Origin of the sequence: Mesorhizobium sp. M0001, assembly GCF_040324255.1 — a bacterium.
Lineage (GTDB): Bacteria > Pseudomonadota > Alphaproteobacteria > Rhizobiales > Rhizobiaceae > Mesorhizobium.
In genome coordinates, this window is the sequence record NZ_JAMYVS010000013.1 from 16,290 (window position 1) to 31,629 (window position 15,340).

Below are 15,340 nucleotides of genomic sequence, written 5' to 3' on the forward strand. Positions count from 1 at the left end.
GAGCTTCAAGCCGCAGCTGGTCGTCAGGCTGGCACGTCATTTGCGGTCGAATGCAGGACCGTTTGTGACGCCTACCTCTACCAGCTGAGTTGACTGTGATGATTGTACAAAACTTTGCAAACCTCCATTTCGGCGATAATTACGTTATCGGCAGCTAAAAGCAATATTTTACGACAATGACCAGAGTACATTCTAGTCCTTCCTTCAGGGCTTAGCTGACGGCCCAGCACAACTGCGCGCGATTCAAATTTGTTCACAGAATCACTCGTGTCCATCACTTTATTAATAAAGCGGAGATCGACAATGACCATTAGGAGCCTCCTCCTCGGCTCAACTGCGGCACTGATTGCCGTTTCCAACGCTCGCGCCGTCACCACCGCCGCCGAGCCTGACCCGACTGAGAACGTCAAGATCTGCAACGTCTACGGCTCGGGCTACGTCTACATTTCAGGCACCGAGACCTGCCTGCGAATCGGCGGCTCTGTCCGTGACAACGTCGGATTGTTTGACCACTCAAGAACCTCGGATGTGAGGACTGGTGAGCATCGGGGCGCGTGGCAAAACAACACACGCTTCACATTGAAAACCTGGACCGGCCAGGAGACCGAACGCGGGACGTTGAAGACCTACACCGAAACCCGCGTGAACTTCGGAAGCCACCAGACATCGGTTTCGGACAGTTCTCGGTCCTATGCCTTGAACGGAGGCAGCAGCCTGACTATCGCCTGGATTCAGCTTGGTGGCCTTCGAGTTGGTAAGGACCGGTCGGCTTTCGACATGTTTATTGGCTGCGCGGGTGATGTACTGAACCAGACGCCGGCTCCGTACGCCGCTTTCGATACCAATGTGGTTCAGTACTACTTGGACGCAGGGAACGGCCTTTCGGCCGTGGTTTCGCTGGAACAAGGCTCGGACGTGGTCGGCACAATCGACAGCTACGCTCCCCACATAGTAGGCGGCTTGAAATATGCACATGGCTGGGGAGCGATCACCGGCGTTGCAGCTTATGATAGCAACTACGAATCGGTGGCCGCCAAGGTCCGTGTCGACATCAATGTCACCAACGAACTGTTGCTATCCGGAATGTTCGGCTACGGTTCCCATGGCCAGCTCAACTACGGCTCGACGAATTCGGTAGACGCTCATGGTCGCGGTTTCTATAAACCTTGGGGCGGGAACTGGGCTTTCTGGGGTGGCGCCGCTTACGAGCTCACCGAGTCAGCTTCGTTCAACCTTCAGCTCTCGGGTGATCAGCTCAAGAACTATGGTGTCGCTGTGAACGTCGCCTATGCGTTTCTTCCAGATTTCACAGTTACCGCTGAACTCGACTACGGAGGCTCCGCCGTCGGAAAGGTGAAAGCTTCCGAAGTGAACTGGACCAATGCCAACAAGAAGAGCAGTGTCGGCGGTATCCTCCGTTTCGAACGTTCATTCTAATGCGATGAAGCGTTGAGCTCCGAGGTCCAGTTGATGCGCGGACATTCCCCCTACATTCCGTTGATTGTGGATGCACCGCTCGGACGGCCCTACGCGGCGACCGTCATGGAGCTCGGGTTTGACGCCGTGCTCCTGAACAGGGCGGTCCCGAGGCGGCCGATCCGGTCGGCATGGCGCGTGCGTTCGGCAAAGCGGTGGATGCCGGTCGTGAAGCTTTCAGCTCGGGAATGCTCGAACCGCGCTACCCACCGACGATCGGCAGGGCCGTCTTCTCATGAAGTCGTGGACGTGCCGGCTCGATTGACGGCTGGTGCCGCTCGGCGTGAGTCTGGTGCAGCTCCGGATAAAGGATATGGACGAGAAAGGACTGCAGACGGAAATCCGCCGCGCGAACGACGCCTGCGCGGTCCATGGTTGCCAAGTGAGTCAACGACAAATAGCGCACGGCAATCGAGGAAGGCTGCGACTTCGTCCATCTTGGTCAAAAGGATTTGGCTGCCGCCGATGCCTGACGATGAAATACGTCCGATTGAAGCTCGGCCAGTCGATCCACGATCACACCGAACTGGAGCCAGTGGCCGAACCGGAGTATGTGGCGCTCGGCCCAGTGTATCCAACAGCCTCAAGAAGATGAATGGGCGTCGCAAGGACTCGAGCGGATCAGCGAGTGGAAGCACCAGGTCGCGCCGATCCCATTGGTCTGCATCGGCGGCCTCAACCTGACCGTTTCGAAGGCGTTTTTCGAGGCTGGCGCGCGGAAAGCGCAGCCGTGGTCACCGACTTTGCGCTGAACGACGCCCCAGAAGCGCGCACGCGAGAATGGATCGAAAGACAGAGCAATGGCGCTGAGGCGAGAACCGCATGTGCTCGTTGCTGTCGGGTCAGACTCCAGCGGTGGGGGCTGTTACCCGCGAGATCGAGACGATCGCTTCCAGTGGCGTGCGCACCTGCCTTGCTGTCAGCGCGCTGACGGTGCAAACCCATGAACACGCCGGGAAATCCAAGTTACGCAACCCGTCTGGTGCCGGATCAGATGCGCGCTACGCTTCAGCCTAACAGAGTGGCCGCTACCAAGATCGGCATGCTCGCAACGGCTGAGATCGATCGTCGCTGCGGTTGCCGCTGTGCTGCGCGAATATCCGCGCATACCGACAATCCAGATCCGGTGCTGGCTTCCACGTCAGGCCGAGTGGTTCTTGAAGCAAGCGCCATCCCGCATCATGAAGTAGCATCTGATGCCGCTTTGCCGTGTCGACACCCAATGGCATTGAACTGGCGCTTCTTGCCGGCTCAGTGCTACCGGTGAATGAGGCCGGCGCGCTTCAACAAGGACCCCAAGCCACCCCGTCTGCTGGACTCCTCCCAATTCGAAACACAGATGGTTCCTATCCAGACAATTGATTTTATCAATCTGCGGCAATACCGCATAGCGGCGCCGGCGGAATGATCACCGGTAGCAAGACGAGCTGCTTTCAGTGGCCTGCAGGACGCGCACCGCGACCGAGGTACAAGCCAGCCCGTCTGCGGCCATGTTCGGATCGGCCGCATCGGTGCGCCGAATGAGATTTACGGCGGAACGTTCTATTCGTGCAGCCGTGACGGCAGTCATCTCACTCGCGCCATCCTGCCGATGGATGGCCGGCAGTCGGTGCAGCATGGGCTGACACTGTTCACGGAATGAAGCCGCTCGCGCTTCGGACGGTTGAAATGGAGGACATTAGCGTGGAACCGATCAGTCTCGACGAACTTCTGGCCAGCGTCGGCAAGGAAGTCGGCGTGTCGCCGTGGCGGGTGGTCTCGCAGCGGATGATCGACCAGTTCGCCGAGGCCACCGATGACCACCAGTTCATCCACTGCGATCCGGAGCGCGCCAAGCGCGAGACGCCGTTCGGCGGCACCATCGCACATGGCTTCCTGTCGCTTTCGCTTTTGTCGGCGATGACTTTCGAGACCATGCGGCCGCTCGAAAACTGCAAGATGGGTGTCAACTATGGCTTCGAATCGCTGCGCTTCCTGGCGCCGGTGAAAACCGGATCTCGCATCCGCACCCGTTTCGTACTGGCCGACGTCAAGGTCAGGCCGTCGGGCTGGGTGCAGACGGCGCTGGGCGTGACGATTGAGATCGAGGGCTCGAAAAAGCCGGCGCTGACCGCGCGCTGGTTGACGCTGACGCTGATCAAACGCCAGCCGGAGGCGGCCTGAATTGCTCAACGAGCGTCAGCAGAGACGATCTTCACGTGCCGGGGGCGATGTAGGCGACCAGTGCGCACCGATCGGCAACGCGCCCGCGGGGGTCGGCTAGATAGAGTGGCAGGAATGCCTGATCGGTGCGGTCTCGGAGGGGCTCGATGTATTGGAAGCGCGTCGCCTTTCGGCGCCGCCTTCCTTCTTCACGAAGGTCCATGGAGGATTGCCGACCACGGGGTCGAAAGATCGGCTTGTGATCGGAGTGGGCAGATCCTCCCCGACTGAACCTGCCTCAAATAGGGTGTTATCGATCAACCGGGCCCAACTTGACGTCGCGGTGTCGCTGATGGACCCGCGCCTGGTCGAGTTGGTCCGCCTGCTCGCCCGCCGTGCCGCGCCGTGGCGTTCGAGGAGCAAACGAAGGAACGCCGCACCCGCGCTCCTGGATGTCACAGGAGAGTGCATTGTAAAGGTTGCGATCTAAGCCCGCTATTCATCCGACAATCTGCGCGACGCTTCCATCGCCGACCAGCCTCCGCGTCTGCCCTCGTCATGCCGAGAACCAGGGCTGGCAGGTTGTCGAGGAATGCACCGATCACCTGATGTCCGGCGTCTCTCCTCCGTCCCGATAACCCAGGGACTGATCTCGGATGCGACCCGCGGCCGTTCCGTATGTCCTGGCCGAAGCTATGGACCGCCTCTCGCGCGATCAGAAGGATACCGCCGGCCTTTTCAAGCGCATGGCTGAAGTGGTTCTGTCACGGCAAGGACCTCACCAAGCCACCGAAGAAATCGGGAGCGACGTGAGCCGGAGACAAAAGCCATGCGCAGCGAGAGCCTCTGATATTCGCGCATCCGCGCGACACGTGTCCTGGTCAAGACTATTTCGGGCGTTCGCTTCGTAGATCGGCTACCGCGATAAGCGAGTAATAGCTTCAAACCGACAAGCTCTTTCAGCTGATAATGGATCTCGGCGCGAAATCCGCCGCGTCCCTGCTGAAATAGGACGTGGTCAGCGTCATAGCTCCGTGACACGCTCATGCTGAGCCACCCCGTACAGCGCGCGGACGACACCAACGTCGACGGGGTTGTCTGGCGCGTAACGCTTGCACTCGACAATATACAGGAACGACCCGAAGCTGTCCGCCTTAGCCAGATAGAATCCTTGCCGCCATCCCGGGTTTGCGGCGTGATCGTGAACTTGTAGCCCTCTCGTTGGAACAACTCGGCCGCCAACTCGTCGAACTCACGCGGCGGCAGTGCATGGACCAGATCCGGCTCCTGACCCACCGCTCTAAGCAATGCCTCGCTCACCAGGCGGACGTCCAAGATAATGGTCTTTTCTTCGTGGCTGCCCCGCGATAGCGGCCGTCCATGAGGTTACGTGCGCGCGCTCGCTCGATCACGTGGCCGACGCGAATTGCTTTCCAACTGCCTGTTCCAGGACCGGTTGCGCAGCTTTCATGTCTTGAAACATCACCGCGAGGGCTGCGCCGAGGGTTTCCATATCCTGCTTTTTCTGCATCAGCTGGACGTGCTTCTTCACCTCATTTATCGAGGTCTGGAGCTTTTTCACGGGAAGTTCTTGCTCCGGCGGGAGGTTGACCGTGAACGCGCCGAGACCGCTATAGAGACGGACCAGGCTTGCCGAAATCTCTTTGCGTTTTGCCGGGTCGACGGCGCCGCTCGTCCCTACCTCTTCGGTGAACGCGCTCAGCAATTCCTCGAACTTCTTGTTCTCTGCGACGAGGCCCTGAAACTCCTGGACCTTCATCTCTTCGATCCGGTTTACGCGAGCCTCGTAAAGCGACCAATAAACGCCTGCACCGCCAGCGGCGCCGGCTGTAAGCGACGCCACTACGGTCCCAAGAATGTGCGCGCGAGCAAATTCTGTGATCGCCTTCAGCACTGTCTGCGCTCCTCAAAGCGGCACACAAACGTTACCGCGCCCCATTATATACATATTCGTGGCCGAATTTTTAATTTTCAGCCGAGGGGACTTCTTTCTTTATCGTTACGTCCGTCTTAAGGCCAACGGTATCTTTGGTAGCCTCGCGCTTCGGGCAGACCTCGTTCTCCCACAGATGAATGTTGGCGTACATCTCCATGGTCTGGCGTATATCCGTTTCGAGCTCCATGTCGCAGATTGAAGTCACGGCATTGGCAGAGTTCAACACTTTCGTGTAAGCCGCCTCTTGCGCCGTCACGCCCGATCCTGACAAGGCCAGCATCGCCGACACGTACCCGGCCATGGCAGCCTTCTTCATAGGGCGCCCGAAGTATCCCGGCGAGTGTATTTCGACATTTACGCCACCAAAATAGGTTTTATCATAGTACTTGTCGATGGCTTCGTGAAATCCCATCGCAAGAAACAATTCAAGTTCGCCCTTCTTCAGAGCAAGGTATTGAGATGCGAAGAAATTGGTGAGATCTACAGCCTTATTTAGATCGTTTAGATCGATATCATCTTTTGTGACGCGAATGAGATTGCCGGACGACTCTTTCCACACATAGTCGCCGTACGCGTGGGTATATATCTCTCGCCGGTCGTCTTCTCGCGTGACCTGGATGATGGCTTGTCGATTCTGCATGAGCCGGATCAGCCGCCGGTTAAACTGCTGTTTGGACAGATTCACCGGCAGCCACTTCACCTTGCGGGCAGGGATGGTCTCATCGGGATAGCGGTGGCTTGTGACCGTGAAATCCGGGTCGAAATCATTCATCACCTCGCCGAAAAAGACGGTCGAGCCATACCCCTTTCCCGGGACGATGACCAAATCCCCAGCTTTCGCCTCTGTGTAGAGATCGTGAACTTCGTGCACAAATCTGGGTGCGTCGACCGTGACTGTAGTTACTGCGTAATCGTCTGCATTTCGGCTCGGTTTGTCGTCCGGATTTGATCCGCGCCGCCTCCAGATCCCGATCCGTCTCGCCATCCGAAGCTTGTTACGGAGGCTCGTGTCGTTCAGGTCGGGCGCTGTGGGGAACGAAATGCCAGGAAGGTCGAGAAACACCGATTCCGAAGCTTGAAAGTCGCCGTAGAACCGCTTTCCTTCACCGGGATGCAGCACGAAAATACGATGATTATCCGGCAGAATGCGAATTGCCGGATCCACAATTATTGACATTTCACCCCCGCGAATCGGTCGCCAAGCACATCTAGCCTAGAACTTTGGGCTTGTCAGTTCACTGCCCAAATCTTCCACCGGTTTGAAACATTAGACAAGCTCTAGTGCTCGCGCCAAAATCTACTATTCTAGTAGTCGCCGGAACCGCGCGAACTCGGGCACCTGCACCAGCCGCTTCGGATCCCACCGGGGCTAACGTCAACGGACTTCCAACAAGCATCTCAAATCTGAGCGCGGAGCCTTGCTCGAGCGCCGCGATGCGATGTGGAAGCGACGTTCTGGTGCACCCGAATGCCAAATCCCAAAAACCGGTGATCGATTTGAGCTACATCTAAACGCCATACGGTTCGCAGCTTGACAAAGAGACCTGGTGGAGCTCGTGCACAGCATCCACGAGACGATCGATGCGCTGGCTGACGTGCGCCGCGCCGACGGCGCGCTGCCGAACGAAAAGGTCACGGTCGACGGCCTCTCCCCGACCGTCCTGGCGCTGCTGGGCGGCGACGGTCCGACTGGTCCCACAGGGCCGACCGGCCCGGAGGACGGCCTGGACCGTCGCCGCTTTCCTTGGCCGGTTGCCGGAGCAGATCCTGCCGCCGCCGTGGATCGTGTTCGCCACTTTGTTGGAAGGCATCCAGGACGGCGCGCTGCTTTCCAGCACGGTGTTGAGCCTTGAGCGCGTTTCGGAGGGATTTCCTGCCGGTGCACTCGTAGGCCTCGTCTTCGGCAAACGGCGGTTGGCTTGTCGAAGACCCTTCGCGAATTCGTCGATCCGCTGTTCCTCGCCCTCAGTCAGGTCCCAACCCTCGGCTGGATGCCGATTGTCATTCTCATCGTCGGCATCGACGAGGGTCTGAAGATCATCGTCATCGGCTGGTCGGCCTTCATTCTGGTCGTACTGAACACGTCCCAAGGCGTGCGCGACGTTCCAGCAGCTTATGTGGAGCTTGGCCGTGTCCTTTCGTTCAGCCGCTGGTCGAAACTCACGATGATCGTGCTGCCTTCCGCCGTGCCGTCGATCTTTACCGGGCTGCGAGAAGGCCTTGCCAACGGCTGGCAGACCCTGGTTGCGGTGGAACTCATCGCATCGTTCGAAGGGCTCGGATACCTGATGGCCTAGACATTGGCGTAGTCTGAATAGGCCTGCTGAAACTGGATGTACCAGCCGAGGCCATAGTCTGGCGCCGAGCATCTCGGCGACGACCAACACAGCGAAGGAATAATAGAGACCCATGAACAGGCCGACGAATACGTGCGGCAGCGATTCTGGGATGGCGATCTTGAGGACAAGGAAACGAATATCGGCTCCAAGTGTGCGCGCCACGTCGTAATACGCTCTGTTGACCGGAGGGACGCCGGATGCCGTCAGGATCGCCACCGAATGCCGGCCGAGAGCGCAACGATAAAGATCGAGGCGTCAAAATTTGTCGGGAAGAAATAGAAGGCGGCGTGAATCCAGGCCGTTGCCGGCACCGGGCCGATCAACTTCAAGATCGGCATGCCCCAATAGTTGAAGCGCGCCGACCAGCCGAGAGCGACGCCCAGCGCGAAGCCGACAGGAATGCCCGAGAAGAAGCCGAGCGACCCAAAGCCGCAGAGTATAGAGGATGCAGACAAGCAGCCTCGGTCCGTCAACGACATAGACATTCAGAAGGCCGTGCGGCGGTGAGAAGAAGGGCTTCGGCAGCCAGCCGAATTTCGCGGTCGTGAATTCCCAGATAGGAACCAGAGACCGAGCGCCAGGAACGACGGTCCGTAATACACGAGCGTGCGGCCGACCCGCCCGAGCAGCCGACCGAGAAGGCAAGCACGGCGAAGATCGCCGCGCCAACAGCGGTCAGGATGGCGAAGAGATCAGCGGTGCCCCATGGCCCCACATCCGGCAGCGCGACCGTGATGACGGCCGTTGCCGCCCATGCAGCGGCCGCGTACAGGCCAAACTTCCAAACTCCGCCGAAGGTCGCCGACCGAGCTTCAACCCCGCCGGAATCGAGGGCCTGTATTGCATCGCTCATAAGAGGGCCTCAGGCGAGCAGTTGACCGTGATCCGCTCGGCGAAGGCCTTCGGATCGGTGGTCGCGTCAAGGACCTTGACGAGCCTCAAATCCTCCGAAGCCCGCTGGATCTGGGCGACCAGTTCCGGCCCGATCGGGTGGTTGTGCGTGACCAATCCGCCGATGATCGCCTCGAGGTCTTCCAGGCTCAGGCCCGCCTGGTTCAGCGCTTCCAGATACCATTTCGCCACCTCACCGGGATGGCTTGCGACATATTCGTGTATCTCGATATTTGCCTCGGCCAGACCGGCGGAGCGCGTCGCGGTTGGCCTCCAAGGACAGGCCGTTGGCGCCGAGCACGCAGCACGTCGCTCTCTCATAGATGCCAGTCTGGGTATCGGCGATCTTGGTGAAGTTGAACTTCTTCTCGATCGAATAGGCCCAGGGATCAAGATGCGCCGCCAGATCGGCCTCGCCACGATCGACCGTCTCGCCGACGAGATCGAACGGCACCGGCTTCCACGTCACGTCGGTCACGGGATCGATCCCGTTCTTGGCGAGCGTCACCTGGAAAGCGACCTGCGGCCGCGCGCCGATGCCATAGGTGGCAATCGTCTTGCCCCTCACGCCGGCGATATCTTTGATACCGGAAGCGCTGGAAGCAAGCAGGCGCTGGCAATCGTCATGCGACCCGACGACGAGCTTCACGTCGAAGCCCTGCTCCAGCGGCTTCAACCAGTCGCCGATCAGGCCGGCGCCGGCGTCGGCCTTGCCGGAGGCGAGCGCCTGGATAAACGTCTGTCCGCTCGCGCCCTGACAGAACAACGCGACGTCGAGATTGTGCCTTGCATAAAAACCCTTGGCGAGGCCCAAGCCGAGCGGCGAATGGCAGGCCGTGACTTCCGTCCAGGCGAGCCGGACCTTGGCGCATTCTGGCGATCGCATAACGGACCGTGCGGCTGCCGACTATACTAACCGCCGCAGCGGCCCGCCGGCGATGCCGACCGATTTCAAGATCGTGCGTCGCGAGACGCCCTTGCCGCCAACTTTCGAATTCGCCTTGTCCGTGCTCACAATTGAACCCATTAAACAATCTAATTGGGTTGCGAAAGCTACGCGCCCTTACGAACAGAGCGCGAAGTGTCTCCAGTTCCACCGAATCACCGACCGACCGTCTTTATTCTAACGTTGTGACACTTCAAACTATTTTACAGAACCTTTACGACCGGAAACCGCTGACAATGGTACGTTCGCCACGACGTCAGAGGTTCGTTGCGGCCAAAACTGATGCCCGTTTACGCTCAGATCGCCGCACAGCATGCAGCCTCGGGGTCACAAGAGCCAGTGGCAAGACGAGCGCTTATCCTGTTTGAAGGCCATGCGATGGATGCCGGGCTGTTGTACGTCCAAGCGGCCCATCGTCTTGGCCTTCATCCAATTGTCGTATCGGCTGAGTCAACGCAGTGCAATTGTCTCGCGCCTGAAGGAATTGAGACATAGCCACTGCTCGCCCTGACCACGCATCAACTGTAATACTCTTTGATTAAAACATCACAAAGGGCGGATGGGCATGCAAGCAGCGGATTATAACATAATAAAGTACTTCTACAGCCGCACTCACGACTGCTATGACGGGACATATAGAGTGATATTCATCGGACGATGGTCTGGTCCGGCGCAGAGGGTCAATCAACTGGCAGGATGATTTCACGTTAGCCGATTTTGTTTCTGCAACGATGGTGATCGTCTGGCGTTAGGACTGCGAAGTTTTGCTCCGCAGCCCCGGAACCCGGTCCCTCAACCAGTTCAGAACAACCCTATTTTAGTTGCCGGCTCCTCGGAAGTTTGAAGAGAAAGCGGTTGCCGCTGACCTCGACACTTCGGCGATGCGGAGGGCCTAGACTTAAGAGTGGACGACGAGTGAGACGTTCTCAGCCAGAAAACTTGCGCTTGAGCGAAGGAGGAAATATATGCAGCATATACTGGAGCGCTTTGCCGCCAAGATAAAGCAAGCCGACATTGGTCAGCAGTCTTCAGGAACGTCATGTATCGAACAAACGTTTGAACCTGACATTTATGGCGAGATAGCTCCGCGTCTTCCAGAAGACGACGTCTATGAGGACGTCTATCGGTTTATCGGCCACCCTGATGCAATGTTTCCAGACGGGGGCAGTTTAACGGAAAAGATCACCAAATGGCAAAAACCGGAGGATCGCCTGCTCTTGAGCGACCTGCGGGACACCGACCATAATGCACGGATAACGGCGGAGGACATTCCAAAGGTTCTGGACGAATTTGGAGATTCCCTAAAGGTACTCTCACTTGACTGTTTCGATACGTTGCTATGGCGCAAGACAGCGACACCTAGAGACGTTTTTGCCGTGCTAGCCGATACTCCAATCGCGCGAAGGCTAGGGGTTACTCCTCACCAACGAATTAGTGCTGCTGCGCGTGCCCGTCGAGCGAAGCCTTTAGAGAACGGATCCAGGGAAATCGACATCTGTGACATTTATCGGTCTTTTACGTCGCTCTCCAGTGAAGAACAGGAGCTACTGGCCGAGTTAGAAATTCGGACCGAAATGAGTGTTTGCTTTGCATTCTCACCGTACGTGGAACTGATCAGGCTGGCGCACGCCCGTGGTATCAAAATTATCGTCGTGAGCGATACGTATTTGCGCGAAGGCGAGTTAAGGCGTCTTTTGGCTCGGCATTTGCCTGCGGACGTTATGCAGTCAATCAGCAAGCTGTACTGCTCAGTCGATTATGGGACCTCCAAGAGCGATGCTCTTTTTCCCATTGTGATCAAAGAGTGTGGGGTGGCGGCATCGCAACTACTTCACATCGGAGACAATGATGTAGCCGATGCGCAAGCGCCTCGGAAATTGGGCGTACGTGCGCTGCATTTTCTGCCGTTTGATCGTGAGGTTACAGATTTCTTGCGCCTCCAGTACGCAGCATCCTCGTTGATTGTACTCGAACAGGCAGCACCTGAAGCAGTTATTCAGCCATGCTGGAGTCCGTTTCGCCCAGTTTTTTCTGTAGCAAATCTGCGTCCGTACACGCCTGAGACATTGATAGGGTACATGTCGTTTGGGCCGGCGCTATACGCCTATGCCCGCTTTCTGATGGACGAGGTAGAGGCACTACAACGACAAGGTAAGCGAGTAAAAGTCTTTTTTCTATTGCGTGATGCCTATCTTCTTTCAGCGGTGTGTGAAGCCTATGCGCGCAAGCCCGTGGGCAAGCTGGTACGTATCCGAAAATTCCATGCTATCGCCGCCTCTTTCAAAACTCGCGCTGATATCGATTATTACATCAGCGGGATTGAGCCCGAATTCGACACCCTTCATGCCCTCGCAAAGCAGCTTTTGCTTCCGCCTGAAGTGATGGAATTGTTAATACGGGTCGCTCATCAATCTGACGATCCCAAAACGGCTTTTCATCAGTTGTTGCACGACGACGATGTCGTGGAGTTGATCCTCAAAAATTCCTTTTCTTTACGTGCCCGCTTGATGCGCTATTTGTCGAAGGAATTGGAACTGGAAGAAGGCGATACCATTATATTGGCGGACACGGGCTATAACGGCAGAACGCAGGAGCATTTGTCTCGCACGTTCAAGCGCGAATTGAATATCGAAATACTCGGCCGCTATGTGTTTGCTTCCGACGAACCTTATCGTGCGGCTAACAGCAAAGCCCTTATTGCATCGCAATGGGCTAATTACACCTTATTCGAGCAATGCTGTACTGTAAAGGAAGGAGCGGTAGTGGACTATGATTTTGCCGGAAAGCCAGTTCTGAAGGAAATTAAGCTTAGTAACAAGCAGTATGAGAAGGTCGCCAACGTTCAAGCTGAATGCTTGCGGTTCATCGATGATGCGAGGACGTTTTTTACGAGGTCTGGTATGACACATGAGTACTCTATTTTGCAGCGGGCCGCCCACGCAGCGCTTTTCCGTAATGCCTACATGCCTATTGAAGCTGAGCTGGAATATTTCAAGGACTTCCAGCACGACAAGTTTATGGGGCCAGATCGCAAGAAGACGATCTATCATTTAGAAAGTGCCTGGAAGAATGTGAGGCGCCTGCCCTCGCCCTATCGGCTGGGCGCATATGAAACGCGCGGCTTGGGGCTTGACTTCACATTCAGCGGTTTGGTGCAAAGAAGATTTCAACTTGAGCTAGGTCCAGAAGATATGAATGTGCGCATTTCACCTCTGAGAGTCTCGATCGGTAGTATACATGAGTCCAATGTCTTCTTGCTCCGGGCACGCCACCTGCATGACGGATATTTCTCCATTATGCTGCCATATGTAAGCGGCACGCGTGTGAAAATGCTCTTAGGGGAGCACTACGAATGGTTGCAGATCGCGGATATCCAACTATTTAATAGTGCAGGATGCGTGTGTAGGAATTTGTCAATTTCTCTCGATCTGGAAGAAATGAACCGAGAGGGGGAGATTTACCAGTGCCTGTCACAAACGAGTGTCGCGTCAATACATCCCATTCATTTGCAGCAGGTCAAAACGCCTCATTACTATCATGTGTTCTTTCGCCCATTGGTTTCGAGGGCATCCGATCTGCCGCGGAGGCCAGGCGCCTCGCAATAAAAAGCGGAAAATTCATGCCGCCTTCGCATCGCTTACCTGCAGCACGCCAGCGTTCAAGAGGAAGGTTCCGGCCTTATGGCCGTGGGTGGCGCGCAGCTGATGGACCTCCCGCAGGGTCGGCCAGAAGGTGGAACACGGCAGCCGGCCGTGAGGCCTGCGGCGGGGCAGTCAACGTGACAGTGCGTCTCTCCCTGATTGGCGCTCTATAGAGGCCCATGGCGCGCTCAACCGGGCGAGGTGGCAGAGGGAGCAAACTCATCAAGCAGGGTAGAGAATCGGGGTTTGCGGTTTTACCGGATCGCGGCCATGTCGAGCAGGCTTTGCCGACGATGAAGCGCTGCCTGAGGGAATAGGTCGAGAGACGATCGGGGGCGGCAGGACGAGAAACACCGTAAGACCTTATGTCCTTTTCTGGTTGCCGGCCGTGAGGTGGTTCGCCCTACACTGGCAGTGTTGAAACGAGGATTGCTCGTCGAGCCTATCCTCATGCCCAGTGCCGGGTCGCCGCAATCCAGGGTGAGCGTGACCCTATTGGGCAGCGCCCGCCCTCACACGCGCCCGCAGCGATCGCGTCGTCTCCTGGACAGGCTTGACGCGCGCCTCACCCTGGATCGACAGCGCTAGCCCCAGCAGATGCCGCCGATCCCGAAGCGGCCTCGATAACCGGAACAAGGCCGTCGGTTCGTCCACCTGCGTCACCGGTCGCTTCTGGGTAAGCGGGTAGCTGATGCCGTTCAGCGATGGTAGGTTCAAGGCATAAGCACCTCGATATCGCTGTTTGGCCAGCCATTGGCGATACGCTCGCGGGTCTGGGTGAGCCAGGCGTGCGGATAGACCTGGTTCATCTTGGCGGTGGTCAGCAGCGTGGCTTTCTGGGCCTCTCAGCGCCGCAGCGCAGTACCCATCCGGTAAAGCTTTCGATTGCCCACATCGTCGGCACGGAGGCGTCACGGATGCGGGACAAGACCAGCAGCAGCGAAGCCGCTTGGCAGGAGAGCTTCGCGCGGCGCCCTTCCCGACAAGCGTCTGGTCCGCCGGCTGCAGCCGGTTGCTGGATCAGCTGTCAGCAGCGCCGGGCAAGCCGATCCCGGCAGCCTGTGGCGACTGGGCAGCGGCGTCGGCGGCCTAGCGCTTCTTTGACAACCCACGTGTGACCGAACACAGCGTTCTCGCCGGCCATTTCGCCGCTACGGCGGCGCGCGTTGCGCCAAGCGAAGGTCCGATCCTTATTCTGCAGGACACGACCGAATTTATCTACAGCCGCGCGCAGCCTAGTAAAATCGGCTTCACCAAGACCGTCAACGCCGGGCGCCACAAGGCTGGGGAGCCCACTGTGCGGGGTGCTGATGCATTCGAGCGTGGCCGTCACCCTCACCGGCACACCCCTCGGTCTGACAGCAGTGAAGTTCTGGACCCGAACGAAATTCAAGGGAACGCTCGCGCTCAAGCGGCAGATCAATCCCGCGCGCGTGCCGACCGAGACGAAGGAGAGCTACCGCTGGCTGGAGAACTTGCGGCAGTCCATCGCACTCGTGGGCGCGCTCGAGCGCTGTGTGCATGTGGGTGACCGGGAGAGCGACATCTACGAGCTCTATTGCACGGCGCAAGACCTTGGTACGAGCTTCATCGTGCGGGTGCAGACGAACAGGCTGGCCGAGCGGCCTGCCGATGCTGCCCCACACGATCCTGCTCATCGCGTCTTTGCCCAACTTGCGGCGACGTCATCGCATTACGGTCGATCAGAACGAGACGACCCGGCTGCAGGTGAAGTTCGCCGCTATCGACAAATTACCGCCGGCAGGTTCTGACCTACATCCATGCCCCCGAAGCGAATCCGCCGGCCAATCGCTCGCCAATCGACTGGAAGCTGGGAACCACTTGCCGGTCGAAGATCTCTCCGTGGCGGTCGAGAAGCTCGGCTGGTAAGCCCTGCGCTGCAAGGCGGACGTTTTCCACAAGCAATGAAGTCCGGCTGCCGTGCCGA

13 protein-coding genes and 4 pseudogenes are annotated in these 15,340 nt (G+C 57.8%); 7 read left to right on the plus strand and 10 right to left on the minus strand.

Annotated features, from left to right (window positions below; translation table 11 throughout):
* Positions 1-77: 77 nt before the first annotated feature.
* A complete protein-coding gene (locus tag NKK50_RS26345) occupies positions 78-311 on the minus strand; it encodes a hypothetical protein (RefSeq protein ID WP_352544065.1) in 234 nt (77 codons plus the stop codon).
* Between NKK50_RS26345 and NKK50_RS26350 the strand changes: the two genes are divergently transcribed.
* The 3 genes and pseudogenes from NKK50_RS26350 (at position 304) to NKK50_RS26365 (ending at position 3,639) form a co-directional block, all read left to right on the plus strand.
* Entirely contained in the window at positions 304-1,437 is a 1,134-nt protein-coding gene (locus NKK50_RS26350) for a porin (RefSeq protein ID WP_352544066.1), read from the plus strand. The two genes, NKK50_RS26345 and NKK50_RS26350, sit on opposite strands and share 8 nt — an antisense overlap.
* Positions 1,438-1,455: 18 nt before the next feature.
* Positions 1,456-1,715 (plus strand): annotated as a pseudogene (locus tag NKK50_RS26355) (thiazole synthase); the annotation flags it as partial.
* A 1,429-nt stretch (positions 1,716-3,144) separates the two neighbouring features.
* Positions 3,145-3,639: a MaoC family dehydratase gene (locus tag NKK50_RS26365; RefSeq protein WP_352544067.1), complete on the plus strand. Its 495-nt coding sequence runs from the start codon at positions 3,145-3,147 to the stop codon at positions 3,637-3,639.
* A gap of 1,003 nt (positions 3,640-4,642) precedes the next feature.
* On the opposite strand, the pseudogene NKK50_RS26370 reads toward NKK50_RS26365, so the two are convergent.
* From NKK50_RS26370 to NKK50_RS26380, 3 genes and pseudogenes are all read right to left on the minus strand, one after another.
* Positions 4,643-4,938: pseudogene (locus NKK50_RS26370) on the minus strand (restriction endonuclease).
* Between the two features lie 88 nt (positions 4,939-5,026).
* Positions 5,027-5,533 (minus strand): hypothetical protein, encoded by a 507-nt coding sequence (locus NKK50_RS26375; protein WP_352544068.1) that lies wholly within the window; start codon positions 5,531-5,533, stop codon positions 5,027-5,029.
* Between the two features lie 70 nt (positions 5,534-5,603).
* Complete coding sequence (locus tag NKK50_RS26380) at positions 5,604-6,752, minus strand: hypothetical protein (RefSeq protein WP_352544069.1); 1,149 nt, start codon at positions 6,750-6,752, stop codon at positions 5,604-5,606.
* A 370-nt stretch (positions 6,753-7,122) separates the two neighbouring features.
* On the opposite strand from NKK50_RS26380, the gene NKK50_RS26385 reads away from it, so the two are divergent.
* On the plus strand, positions 7,123-7,428 hold the full coding sequence (locus NKK50_RS26385; protein WP_352544070.1) for a hypothetical protein: 306 nt from the start codon (positions 7,123-7,125) through the stop codon (positions 7,426-7,428).
* Positions 7,429-7,494: 66 nt separating this feature from the next.
* The gene (locus NKK50_RS26390; RefSeq protein WP_352544071.1) at positions 7,495-7,872 is read left to right on the plus strand and encodes an ABC transporter permease; all 378 of its coding nucleotides are present in this window, start codon (positions 7,495-7,497) and stop codon (positions 7,870-7,872) included.
* 120 nt (positions 7,873-7,992) lie between these two features.
* Here NKK50_RS26390 and NKK50_RS26395 read toward each other — a convergent pair.
* The 5 genes and pseudogenes from NKK50_RS26395 to NKK50_RS26415 all read right to left on the minus strand — a co-directional run.
* Positions 7,993-8,130 (minus strand): annotated as a pseudogene (locus NKK50_RS26395) (ABC transporter permease); the annotation flags it as partial.
* Positions 8,118-8,369 (minus strand): ABC transporter permease family protein, encoded by a 252-nt coding sequence (locus NKK50_RS26400; RefSeq protein ID WP_352544072.1) that lies wholly within the window; start codon positions 8,367-8,369, stop codon positions 8,118-8,120. The gene NKK50_RS26400 and the pseudogene NKK50_RS26395, both read right to left, overlap by 13 nt.
* A gap of 14 nt (positions 8,370-8,383) precedes the next feature.
* Complete coding sequence (locus NKK50_RS26405; RefSeq protein ID WP_352544073.1) at positions 8,384-8,767, minus strand: hypothetical protein; 384 nt, start codon at positions 8,765-8,767, stop codon at positions 8,384-8,386.
* A complete protein-coding gene (locus NKK50_RS26410) occupies positions 8,764-8,997 on the minus strand; it encodes a hypothetical protein (RefSeq protein ID WP_352544074.1) in 234 nt (77 codons plus the stop codon). The genes NKK50_RS26405 and NKK50_RS26410 overlap by 4 nt, the downstream gene beginning before the upstream one ends.
* 1 nt (position 8,998) lies before the next feature.
* Positions 8,999-9,691: an ABC transporter substrate-binding protein gene (locus tag NKK50_RS26415; RefSeq protein WP_352544075.1), complete on the minus strand. Its 693-nt coding sequence runs from the start codon at positions 9,689-9,691 to the stop codon at positions 8,999-9,001.
* Positions 9,692-10,716: 1,025 nt separating this feature from the next.
* On the opposite strand from NKK50_RS26415, the gene NKK50_RS26420 reads away from it, so the two are divergent.
* On the plus strand, positions 10,717-13,356 hold the full coding sequence (locus tag NKK50_RS26420) for a hypothetical protein (RefSeq protein WP_352544076.1): 2,640 nt from the start codon (positions 10,717-10,719) through the stop codon (positions 13,354-13,356).
* Positions 13,357-14,105: 749 nt separating this feature from the next.
* On the opposite strand, the pseudogene NKK50_RS26425 reads toward NKK50_RS26420, so the two are convergent.
* Positions 14,106-14,225, minus strand: a pseudogene (locus NKK50_RS26425) (transposase domain-containing protein); the annotation flags it as partial.
* A 477-nt stretch (positions 14,226-14,702) separates the two neighbouring features.
* Between NKK50_RS26425 and NKK50_RS26430 the strand changes: the two are divergent.
* A complete protein-coding gene (locus tag NKK50_RS26430; RefSeq protein WP_352544077.1) occupies positions 14,703-15,164 on the plus strand; it encodes a hypothetical protein in 462 nt (153 codons plus the stop codon).
* Positions 15,165-15,340: the final 176 nt, after the last annotated feature.